At 70.3% G+C, this 10529-nt stretch carries 10 protein-coding genes; 6 read left to right on the top strand and 4 right to left on the bottom strand.

The features are described from left to right. The coding region (locus KME80_RS25230; protein WP_219508615.1) for an alpha/beta hydrolase at window positions 1-361 on the bottom strand (361 nt) is incomplete at its 3' end. A gap of 355 nt (window positions 362-716) precedes the next feature. After that, a complete protein-coding gene (locus KME80_RS25225; RefSeq protein ID WP_219508614.1) occupies window positions 717-1175 on the bottom strand; it encodes a MarR family winged helix-turn-helix transcriptional regulator in 459 nt (152 codons plus the stop codon). Window positions 1176-1298: 123 nt separating this feature from the next. Here KME80_RS25225 and KME80_RS25220 point away from each other — a divergent pair, with 123 nt between their 5' ends. The 4 genes from KME80_RS25220 to KME80_RS25205 all read left to right on the top strand — a co-directional run bounded on the left by KME80_RS25220 (window position 1299) and on the right by KME80_RS25205 (window position 6038). Further along, window positions 1299-1751, top strand: coding sequence for a MarR family winged helix-turn-helix transcriptional regulator (locus tag KME80_RS25220; protein WP_219508613.1), 453 nt, complete (start codon window positions 1299-1301; stop codon window positions 1749-1751). A 97-nt stretch (window positions 1752-1848) separates the two neighbouring features. Continuing rightward, entirely contained in the window at window positions 1849-3435 is a 1587-nt protein-coding gene (locus tag KME80_RS25215; protein WP_246645753.1) for an MFS transporter, read from the top strand. A 29-nt stretch (window positions 3436-3464) separates the two neighbouring features. After that, window positions 3465-4886: an FAD-binding oxidoreductase gene (locus KME80_RS25210; protein WP_219508612.1), complete on the top strand. Its 1422-nt coding sequence runs from the start codon at window positions 3465-3467 to the stop codon at window positions 4884-4886. Between the two features lie 132 nt (window positions 4887-5018). Further along, window positions 5019-6038, top strand: a complete 1020-nt coding sequence (locus KME80_RS25205) for an alpha/beta hydrolase (RefSeq protein ID WP_219508611.1) — start codon at window positions 5019-5021, stop codon at window positions 6036-6038. An 85-nt stretch (window positions 6039-6123) separates the two neighbouring features. Here KME80_RS25205 and KME80_RS25200 read toward each other — a convergent pair whose 3' ends face one another. Beyond that, window positions 6124-6714, bottom strand: a complete 591-nt coding sequence (locus tag KME80_RS25200; RefSeq protein WP_219508610.1) for a TetR/AcrR family transcriptional regulator — start codon at window positions 6712-6714, stop codon at window positions 6124-6126. 92 nt (window positions 6715-6806) lie between these two features. On the opposite strand from KME80_RS25200, the gene KME80_RS25195 reads away from it, so the two are divergent. Together KME80_RS25195 and KME80_RS25190 are read left to right on the top strand one after the other, a co-directional pair. After that, window positions 6807-8228: an MFS transporter gene (locus KME80_RS25195; protein WP_219508609.1), complete on the top strand. Its 1422-nt coding sequence runs from the start codon at window positions 6807-6809 to the stop codon at window positions 8226-8228. A 32-nt stretch (window positions 8229-8260) separates the two neighbouring features. Beyond that, window positions 8261-9211 carry an SDR family NAD(P)-dependent oxidoreductase gene (locus KME80_RS25190; protein WP_219508608.1) on the top strand — a complete coding sequence of 317 codons (951 nt, stop codon included), beginning with the start codon at window positions 8261-8263 and terminating at the stop codon, window positions 9209-9211. A gap of 74 nt (window positions 9212-9285) precedes the next feature. Here the strand turns inward: KME80_RS25190 and KME80_RS25185 are convergent, their stop codons facing one another. Continuing rightward, window positions 9286-10512: a sensor histidine kinase gene (locus KME80_RS25185; RefSeq protein WP_219508607.1), complete on the bottom strand. Its 1227-nt coding sequence runs from the start codon at window positions 10510-10512 to the stop codon at window positions 9286-9288. Window positions 10513-10529: the final 17 nt, after the last annotated feature.

Genomic DNA, 10529 nt, shown 5'->3' with positions numbered 1-10529 from the left:
CGAGCACGGCGGCTTGGGCTGCCACCGAGCCGCCGATGCTCACCCCCCACACCCCGATCCGCTCCGGCTGCACTTCGGGGCGGGTCTGCAGGTAGGACACGGCGCTGCGGAAGTCCTGCACCTGCCGTTCCGGGTAGTCCTGGCCGCGTGGTTCGCCTTCGCTGGAGCCGACCGTGCGGTAGTCGATGGCCAGCACCGCGAAGCCGGCCTTGACGAAGTGCGGGGCGAAGAACGCCAGCGCCTCTTTGACCATCACCCCGCTGTGCCCGAGCACCAGCCCGGGGACGGTGTCGCTCGTCTCGGGCAGGTAGAGATCTCCCGCGCAGCGGGTGCCGGCGCTGTTGAAGGTCACGTGTTCCATGGCTCTCCGTACTGTTGGCTAGTTATTTCAAACATGACTGAAATAGCTAGCGATGTCAATCCGGAAGGCTACGCAGGGGAGAGGTGGCGCCCCGCCGCTGACGCCGGCGCATCGCGGCATCAACGAGTGACAGGGAATCCGTATTGCCCGTCATGCACGCCGGGCCGCAGGCGCGTCCGCCCAGCTCGACGCTCGCCGGAGCGGGGCCGCATCAGTGTGAGCTGTCACATGCGCTCAGTGGCTCAGTTCTGCGGGCATCAGGACCGAGGCGTACGGGCCAGCGCCACCTCATCCCGCGAAGCGCACTACAAGCCCTGGGGCGCTGTCACTTGTCATCGACAGAACCGGCCGCCCTTTAGTTGTGCTTGTCGCCGTGGTGATCGGCCAAACGGGTGAGCAGGTTGATCAGGTTCTGCCGGTCGGCCGCGGACAGCGGGGCGAGGTATTCGTCCTGGGCGGCGGCGAGCAGCCGGTCAAGGTCGGCAAGTTGCCTTCGGCCTGCCGGGGTGATGGTGATGATGTTGCGGCGGCGGTCTTCCGGGTCGGGTGCGCGCTCGAGGAGTTGCCGTTCGGCGAGGTCGTTGACGGTCGCCACCATGTCGCTGCGATCGATGCCGGTGCGGCGACCGAGGGCGGCCTGACTGGCCGGGCCGTACTCCTCCAGGGTGGCAAGCAGGGAGTAGTGGTGGCGCCGGATGCCGGCCTGGGCGAACGCCCGATCCACAATCCGGTTGGCGATCAATGCCGCACCGTAGGTCAGCCTGCTCGGCAGCGCGCGCAGCCGCTCCGGCGGCGGCCCCTCGGGAGTGTCCACGAGCCAAATCTAGCAAATTGTTGGCAGGACCCACGACTATATGTAATGTTGGCCAAACCAACGTTGGTCTCACCCACGTTGGCTTGGCCAACATTTGTCTTCATGACGCTGAGGAGCTCAGACATGACCACCATCGCACAGCCGGCCGGGCCCGTCTTCGGCCCCCAGGTCATCGGCCAGACCGAGAAGGCTCTCAACACCCTCCTGGAGCGACAGCTGGCCGGGACCAGCATCACCGAACCCCAGTGGGTGACGCTGACGCTGACCGTGGTCAGCAACGGAACTCTGTCCGGCGATGCTCTGGCCGAGCGAATCTCCCACTCCTTGAAGGTCGACCAGGCCACGGCACACCAGCGCATCGTCGAACTGACGGCCGCGAACCTGGTCCGCACCAGCCAGGACGGCATCGTCGAAGCGACCGAGGACGGCAGGGCCCAGTGGAACCAGGTCCGCGCCGCCATCGCCCGGATCACCGAAAAGCTGTGGGGCGACCTGCCGGAGGAGGATTTGGCCACCGCCGGCCGCGTCCTGAACACCGTCCTGTCCCGCGCGAACACGCTGCTGTCCGCCGCCTGAGATCCGCTCCAGCGCACCCGCCACGTCGCTGGACGGCGCTCGGCACCGTGGCCACCGGCCACACCTCAACCTTCAGCCACCAGACAAGGAGATTCCGTTGAGTACCGATGTCGGTACGGCGGCCGCACCGCGGGCGACCCGAAGAGAATGGCTGGGGCTGGCGGTCCTCGCGCTTCCCACCATGTTGATCGCCATGGACCTGACCGTCCTGCATCTGGCACTGCCCGCCCTCACCGCCGACCTGCGGCCCAGCAACGCCGAATTGCTGTGGATCGTGGACATCTACGGGTTCCTCACCGCCGGCTTCCTCATCACCATGGGCGCGATCGGGGACAGGATCGGCCGCCGGCGGCTGCTGATGATCGGCGCGTTCGCGTTCGGGGTGGCCTCGGTGCTCTCGGCATTCGCGGTCAACGCGGCGATGCTCATCGCCGCCCGGGCGCTCCTCGGCCTCGCGGGCGCCACACTGATGCCTTCCACGCTCTCCCTGATCCGGATCATGTTCACCGACCCCAAGCAGCGGGGTGCCGCGATCGGGGCCTGGACCGGCTTCTTCGGCCTCGGCACGGTCATCGGGCCCCTGGTCGGCGGTACGTTCCTTGAGCTGTTCCAGTGGGGCTCGGTCTTCCTGCTCGGCGTCCCGATCATGCTGCTGCTGATCGGGTTCGGCCCGATCGTGCTGCCGGAGTACCGGGACGAGTCGGTCTCCCGCCCGGACTTCATCAGCGCGATCATGTCCATCGTCGGCGTCCTTGCCCTGATCTTCGGTCTCAAGCGGATCGCCGAGGACGGCCTGCGCCCGGAGTCGGGCATCGCCATCGTCGCCGGCCTGGCGCTGGGGGCGCTCTTCATCTCTCGCCAGCGGCGGATCGAGCAGCCACTGGTTGACCTCTCGCTGTTCCAGAACAAACTGTTCGGATCGGCCCTTGGCATGCTCGTCCTGGGGACCCTGATCTCCGGGGGCTCGCAGTTCTTTGTCCTGCAGTACCTGCAGCTGGTGTGCGAGCTGTCCCCGATCGAGGCCGGGCTCTGGTCGATGCCCACCACCATCGCGGTCATGATCGGCGCCATGGGGGCCCCTGCCCCGGCGAGCCGCATGCAGCTGAGCACGCTGCTCGCCGGCGGCCTGGTGGTCGCGGCGCTCGGCATGGTGGTGCTGGCCCAGCTCAGTGGTCCCTCCGGCCTGTATGTCGCAGTGATAGGCGCGGCCGTCATCGGACTCGGGCTCGGGCCGATGATCTCGCTGGGCACCGGGCTGATCGTGGGAGCCGCACCGCCCGAGCGGGCCGGTGCCGCCTCTGCGATCGCCTCGACCGGCACCGACCTCGGCGCCTCGATGGGCATCGCCGTGATCGGCAGCATCGGCTTCGTGGTGTACCGGGCGAACCTGACCGGCAAGCTCCCCGAGGGGCTGCCCGACGCCGTCGTCAAGACGGCCGAGGACACCCTGGCCGCCGCGGTCGACGCCGCCCGCACATTGCCGGTCGGCGACGGAGCCCGGCTGTTGTCGGTGGCCCGTGAGGCATTTGTGTACGGCCTGCAGGCGACCGCGGTCGTCGGTGCGGTGCTCGCTGCCCTGCTGGCTGTAGCCGCCGTGATCCTGCTGCGCGACGCGCGGATGCCGGCTCCTCCGTCGCCCGCGGAAACCGACGACCAGATGAACCTCTTTCGAGAAGGCACATGAGTGACATGCCTGAAAGGCGGATGATTGACATGCTGCATACGAACGCAACGGTCGACCGGCGCGACCTGGTGAGCCTGCGCGAGCTGATCCGGGGGCGCACGCTCCACCCCGGTGACGAGGGCTTCGAGGAGGCCGGCTCCGGCTGGTTGCTGACGGTCGAGCACCGGCCCGCGGTGGTCGTGGTCGCCGCGGACGCCGATGACGTGGCCGCCGCCGTCCGGTTCGCGGCGGAGGCAGGGTTCCCGGTTGCGGTGCAGTCGACCGGGCACGGCAAGTCGGTGCCGGCGGACGGCGCCGTGTTCATCGCCACCGGACAGCTGCGCGAGCTGTCGGTGGACCCGCGTGCCCGCACGGCACGGATCGGAGCCGGCCTGCGGTGGGGCGAGGTGCTCGCCGCGGCGGCCGAGCACGGTCTCGCGCCGCTGTGCGGCTCATCCGCTCAGGTCGGGGTGATGGGCTACCTGACCGGTGGCGGGCTCCCGCTGACCGGCCGCACGTACGGCTTCGCCGCCGACCACGTCCGCTCGCTCGACATCGTCACCGCCGACGGCCTGCTGCGCACGGTTTCGCCTGCCCAGGAGCCCGACCTGTTCTGGGCGGTGCGGGGCGGCAAGAGCAATTTCGGTGTCGTGGTCGCGGCCGAGATCGAGTTGCTGCCGCTGCGCACCGTCTACGGCGGTGAGCTCTGGTATCCGGGGGAGGATCCCACGCACGCCGCCCACGTGCTCGGCTCCTATTTGGCCTGGGCCAAGGAGCAGCCGGAGGAGATGTCGTCCTCGGTGACACTGATGCGCCTGCCTGATGCGCCGCAACTGCCCGAGGAGTTCCGCGGCCGCTCGTTCATACAGATCCGGGTGGTCTACACCGGGGGCGAGGAGCAAGGCGCGCGGCTGGTGGAGCCGTTGCGCGCGCTCGGCCCGGAAGACAAGGACAACTGCGCCGCGCTGCCGTACACGCAGATCACCGAGATCTATCAGGATCCCAGGAACCCGGTCTCGGCGCACCTGCGCAGCGCATTGCTCCGCGAACTCGACGACGAGGCCGTGGCCGAGTTGGTCTCGTTCATCGACCCGTCGAATTCCGGGGGCCCGTTCCCCGGCATCGAGCTACGTCACCTGGGCGGGGCGCTGAACCGGCCGCCCGGCCGCCCGCACGCGGTCAGCACCCAGGGCGCGGCCTTCCACCTGTGGCTGCGGATGCCGGCGCCTGCCGAGCGAGCCGAGGCGGCGCGCACGGCCGCCGACGAGGTGCTGGAACGGCTCCGGCCGTGGGACACCGGCGCCATGCTCCCGGGGTTCCTGTTCGACCACGACTCCGCTCCCGAGCGGGTCAGGCGCGCCTACACCGAGGCGAGCCACCAGCGGCTGAGCACGCTGAAGGCGACTTACGACCCGAACCAGCTCTTCCGCATCAACCACAACATCCCGCCGTCGGGTCCCGGCACTTCCTGACGCAGAGCGTCTCCGTCACCGGTGGCGGCGCGCACCGCCACCACGAGCACGGTCGCCACCCCGTCACCGCCCCGTCGCCGCCGGTGATCGCTCAGCAACTCTTCATGTCCGTCCGGTCGGAAAGGCCTCTTCATGAACATCGACCAGTCTCCCGCGCAGCCAACCGCCACCCCGGTCGGTACGCCGCCGCCCTTCGACCCGGAGCTCGACGCCGCGCTGACCGTGCTGCGCCGGCAGATCCCCACCACGGTCCCGTCCCTGGACATGATCCCGGCACTTCGGCGGCAGGCCGCGGAATGGGCCCCGCCTCCCAGCAACGAGCAGATCAGCCGGGACGGCGCCTTCGTCGTCACGGAGCGGACCGCTCCCGGTCCCGCTGACGCACCCGAGATCCCCCTGCTGATCTGCCGGCCCGCCGAGGCCGCCACCCCGGTAGCCGCCGTGTACTACATCCACGGCGGAGGGATGATCGGCGGAACCCACCGCATGATCGGCGCGGACCCCCTCCTGGACATGGCGACGGAGTTGGGCCTGGCCGTGGTGTCGGTGGACTACCGGCTCGCCCCCGAGCACCCGCATCCCGCCCCCGTGGAGGACTGCTACGCCGGCCTGCTCTGGACCGTGGAACACGCCGCAGACCTCGGCATCGACCCATCTCGTCTCCTGGTGGCAGGGCCCAGCGCAGGCGGTGGTCTCGCCGCGGCAGTGGTCCTGCTGGCCCGCGATCGGAAGGGACCGGCGCTGGCCGGTCAGCTGTTGAACTGCCCCATGCTCGACGACCGCAACAACACCCCGTCCTCACTTCAGATGGCCGGCATCGACGTCTGGGACCACGCACGCAACGAGATGGGCTGGACCGCGCTGCTCGGCGAGCAGCGCGGCGGTCTCGACGTGTCCCCCCACGCCGCCCCGGCCCGCGCCACCGACCTGTCCGGGCTGCCCCCTGCGTTCATCGACGTCGGCTCCGCCGAAACCTTCCGGGACGAGGGGGTCACCTACGCCACCCGCATCTGGCAAGCCGGCGGCAAGGCTGAACTGCACGTCTGGCCGGGCGGCTTCCACGGGTTCGATGTGATGGTCCCCCAAGCCGTGCTCTCCCAGGATGCGAAGACGGCACGGCTGCGCTGGCTACGCCGCACGCTCGCCCTGTGACAACCCTCGCCGAGGCGGACGTAGTGGCTGAGACCGGTCTGCCGTCCTTTCAGCAGGGTCCGCTGGGTCGGCGGGGTGGGGCTGGTCAGGTTTTGCCGGGGGATTCGGGCCAGCCGTGTTCGAGAAGGTCGAAGATGGCGTTGAGCGCGGCCAGGGGGTCGGGTTCGGTGCCTGCGAGTTCGGGGATCTCCAGGACGTAGCGGGCCAGCGCGCGGATGGTCATGTCGGAGGGGTCGCGGCCGCTCTCGGTGGCGATCGCCTCGGCGAGGGCTTCTTCGCAGGCGATCCAGAGCTTGCGTGAGTATTCCCGCAGGGCGGGCGTGTTGACGATCAGGTCGCGTTTGTGCCGTAGTTCGGGTGGGAGGTCGTCGGTGAAGGGGCCTCGGGCTGCCATGCTGCGGCGCAGGGCTTCCAGTACGGACTGGCCGGGGGGCCGGTCGTGGACCGCGGCGGTCAGCCAGATGCGTCGTTCGGAGCCGTCGTCGAAGATCAGTGCTTCTTTGCCGTCGGGTACGTGCGCGAACAGGGTGGCGATGGAGACGTCTGCTTCGTCGGCGATCTGGGCGACGGTGACGCCGTCGTAGCCGTGCTCGCTGAAGAGCCGGAGTGCGGCCTCCGACAGTGCCTGGCGGGTCTGTGCCTTCTTGCGCTCGCGGCGTCCCATCGTCGTCGGCATGTCTCCATCGTACCGTAACCTGAAACGCCTCTGAATCTATAGTGGTTATAGTTTCAGAGTCAGTTCAGGTTTTTCGCGAACGGAGATGTGTCATGACGATCCGCGCAACCGCCGGCCCGCCGGCGTCCGCGTCCACGCGCCGCATGTGGGCGATCCTGGGGCTGGTGCTGCTCGCCGACGCCCTCGACATGATCGACGCCACGGTCACCAACATCGCCGCGCCCACGATCGCCGCCGAACTGCACGGCGGCGAGGGCCTGATCAAGTGGCTCGGGTCGGCGTACATGCTCGCCATGGGCGTCCTGCTCGTGGTCGGCGGGCGGCTGGGCGACAAGTACGGCCAGCGCAGGCTGTTTCTCGTGGGCATGAGCGGCTTCACGATCGCCTCGGCCGTGGCGGGACTCTCGCCCGACCCCGCCCTGCTGATCCTGGCCCGCGGCGCACAGGGCGCGTTCGGCGCGCTGCTGATCCCGCAAGGCATGGCGATCATGACGAAGACGTTCTCGCGTGACATGCTCACCAAGGCGTTCGCGTTGTTCGGGCCCCTGCTGGGGGCCGCCTCGGTCGGCGGCCCTGTCCTGGCCGGGTTCGTGATCGACGCCGACCTCGCCGGGCTGTCGTGGCGCCCGATCTTCCTGGTCAACCTGGTGCTCGGCGGCCTCGGCCTGGTCCTGGCCGTCCGGCTGCTGCCGCACGACGGCGGCGACGCCGCCACCGGCGTGGACGGGGTGGGCTCCGGGCTGCTCGCCGCCGCCATGTTCGGGCTGCTCCTGGGGCTGGTCGAGGGGTCGGACAACGGCTGGACCGCCGTCCCGATCCTCTCGGTCGCCGCCGGCCTGGTGTTCCTGGCCGCCTTCGCCCGCCGCCAGAGGACCGCTGCCGACCCGCTGCTGAAGCCGTCCCTGCTGCGCAACCGCGGCTTCAGCTCCGGGCTGCTCGTCGGCCTGATCGTCTTCGCGGCCACCACCGGGCTGGTCTACGTCCTGTCGCTGTTCATGCAGCAAGGGCTGCACGCCTCGGCCCGGGACGCCTCCCTGGGGCTGTTGCCGATGACCGTCGGCATCATCGTGGCCTCGGGGGCGTGCATGGCGCTGATCAGGAGGCTGGGGCGTACGCTCATCTTCTTCGGCCTGGCCGTCATCCTGGCCGGCTGCGGCTGGCTGCTCGTCCTGGTCGCGGCCTCGGGCACGGACCTGAGCCTGTGGGCCCTCGCGCCGGCTGTCTTCCTCACGGGCCTGGGGATGGGCGCCTGCTACGGCACGATCTTCGACGTCGCGATCGGCGACATCGATCCCGGCGAGGCCGGCAGCGCCAGCGGTTCCCTGTCGGCGATCCAGCAACTGGCGGCCGGGGCCGGCTCGGCCGCCGTCACGTCGGTCTTCTTCCAGGCGGCCGGCTCCGGCTTCGGCTCCGCCATGACGGCCAGCCTCGTCGTCGTCGTGGCCTTGACCGCCGTCACCGTCCCGGCCGTGACCCTGATGCCCAGACGAGCGCCGGCTGAACTCCAGCACTGACCCAGACGCGATCAACGTAAGGAGCCCGGACGGTGTCCTTCCTCCACAGCCCTGCCCCCTGGGACGTACGGCGCCTGCCACGTGCCGAGGGCAAGAACTTCCTCGTCACGGGCGGCAACGCGGGCATCGGCTACTTCGTCGCCGAACAACTGGCCGGCACCGGCGCCACGGTCGTCCTCGCCTGCCGTGACACCGCCAAGGCCGAGGCCGCGCGGGTCTCGATCCGCGCCCGCGTCCCGGGTGCGCGCGTCCGTCACATCCGCCTGGATCTCGCCGACCTCCTCTCGCTCAAGGCCTGCGCGGACGCCCTGGCGCTGGAGAGGCTGGACGCGGTCGTCTGCAACGCCGGCGTGCTGCTCGACGAGCCGCCACGGCGCGAGAGCGGGGACGGCAACGAGCTGATGTTCGCCACCAACCATCTGGGGCACTTCGCGCTGATCTCGTGGCTCGCACCCCTGCTTGCGGCTGCACCCGCCGGCCGCGTCGTCACCACCGGCAGCTTCACGGCGAAATCCGAGAGCCTGGACCTCGACGATCTCCAGAGCATGCGCGACTACCGGCCGAAGCGCACCTACGTACGGTCCAAGCTCGCGCAGATGCTCTTCGGCTTCGAACTCGACCGCCGCCTGCGCGCCGCCGGCAGCACGACGCTGAGCGTGGTCACCCACCCCGGCGGCGCGCTCGACTCCCTCACCCCCTCACGTCCGCCGGTCCGCGTCCGAACGGCCGGCGAACGACTGCGCGGCCTGCCGGCCGGTCTGCTCTTGCAGAGCAAGGAGGCCGCCGCCTGGCCCGCCGTCCGGGCCGTCCTCGACCCGTCCGTACGCGGTGGCCAGCTCTGGGGGCCTCGGGTGTTCGGGATCCGTGGCCTGCCTACCCTCGAACCCGTCCGAGGTCACCTGGCCGACCCCGTACTGGCGGCGCGTCTGTGGGCCGCGTCCGCCGACCTGACCGGCCTCGACCCAGGCGCGAACCTGAGCTGAGGAGACAGTCATTTCGGTGCTTCCGTCCGAAGTCCTCGGGTTCTTCTCGCAACCCGCTCACTGTGGACGCCTCCTCACGTCACGCCGGAGGCCCGGGGTTCTGGTGCGGCGGCGTTGCGGGTGGCGGAGGCGGGGAGGCTGGCGGTGACCGTGAAGCCGCCCTCGCCGTCGCGTCCCGCGCTGAAGGTGCCGCCGAGCAGGGTCACCCGGCGGTCGAGCCCGGTCAGGCCCATTCCTGAGCCGGCTCGGGTCAGCGAGGGATCGGCGCTCCGCCGGGGCGGCGCGTTGCGTACCTCGACGTCGGCCCGGTCGCCGGGGTAGGAGATGGTGACCGTGACCGGTGCTCCGGGGGCGTGTTTGCGGGCGTTGGTCAGCGACTCCTGCACCACCCGGTAGACGGCCCGGGCCACGACGGCGGGCACCGTGTCGGGGTCGCCCTCGACGTGCAGGGCCGCGTGGTCGGCTGCCGCGAGTGCGGCGAGGTCGCCGCCGGTGTCGCTCTGGGGACGCCCGGCGGGGGCGGGCCGGGCCCCTGTGGTGACCACACGCATGAGATCACGCAGCTCGGTGAGGGTGCGGGTGCCGGCTCGCCGGATCTGCTCAGCCGCCGTACGGGCGTCGTCGTCGCGGGTGGTGACGCGGAGGGCGTCGGCGTGCAGCACGATCTCCGTGACGTGGTGGGTGACGATGTCGTGCAGGTCGGCGGCCAGGCGCTGCCGTTCGGCGGTCTCGGCGCGTTCGGCGAGCAGGCGGCGTTCGGAGTCGGCCAGCTCGGCCCGCTTGCGCAGTGATCGCACCAGCTCGTGCCGGGCCCTCAGGTACAGGGCGCCCAGCGCGGGCAGGGCGGTGGACGACAGCGCTTCGTACAGGTTTCCCCACGAGGGAGCCCAGATCGGGATCACCGGGAGCGCGAGGACGGCGGCGAAGGCGAACGCCTGGTGCCAGGGCAGCAGGGTGACCAGGAAGGACACCACGACCGGGGTTGCCACGGGTGTCGTGATCGGGCCGGTCTGCGCTGCCACCGCCTCCGGCATCAGGCCGGCCCCGAGAGCGAGCACCGTCGTGACCACGACGGCCAGTGCTCCTACCGTCCGCGGGAGGCGGACGACCAGCGGCAAGGACGCGTTGAGCAGGAGGTTCAGGGCGAGCCCGGCGAGTGAGCCGGGGCCGCGGCCGTCCCCGCTCGTGGTGTACAGGACGATCTGGACGACGGCGCAGAGGATGGCCGCGCCGATGGCGGCCATGAGCATGATTCTTCGATCGCGGACGATGAGTTCCGGCCAGCGGGACAGTGTGTGCACAGCGGGGTACCTCGGAA

The sequence above is a fragment of the Nonomuraea ceibae genome, assembly GCF_019396325.1.
Taxonomy (GTDB): domain Bacteria; phylum Actinomycetota; class Actinomycetes; order Streptosporangiales; family Streptosporangiaceae; genus Nonomuraea; species Nonomuraea ceibae.
This window is presented reverse-complemented; position numbering and strand designations above follow the sequence as displayed.

What these genes read in the sequence shown, in the direction of transcription:
- KME80_RS25210 (WP_219508612.1), top strand. Translation starts at nt 3,465, where the DNA reads ATGCTGCATACGAACGCAACGGTCGACCGGCGCGACCTGGTGAGCCTG.
- KME80_RS25220 (WP_219508613.1), top strand. Translation starts at nt 1,299, where the DNA reads ATGACCACCATCGCACAGCCGGCCGGGCCCGTCTTCGGCCCCCAGGTC.
- KME80_RS25195 (WP_219508609.1), top strand. Translation starts at nt 6,807, where the DNA reads ATGACGATCCGCGCAACCGCCGGCCCGCCGGCGTCCGCGTCCACGCGC.
- KME80_RS25205 (WP_219508611.1), top strand. Translation starts at nt 5,019, where the DNA reads ATGAACATCGACCAGTCTCCCGCGCAGCCAACCGCCACCCCGGTCGGT.
- KME80_RS25200 (WP_219508610.1), bottom strand. Translation starts at nt 6,714, where the DNA reads ATGCCGACGACGATGGGACGCCGCGAGCGCAAGAAGGCACAGACCCGC.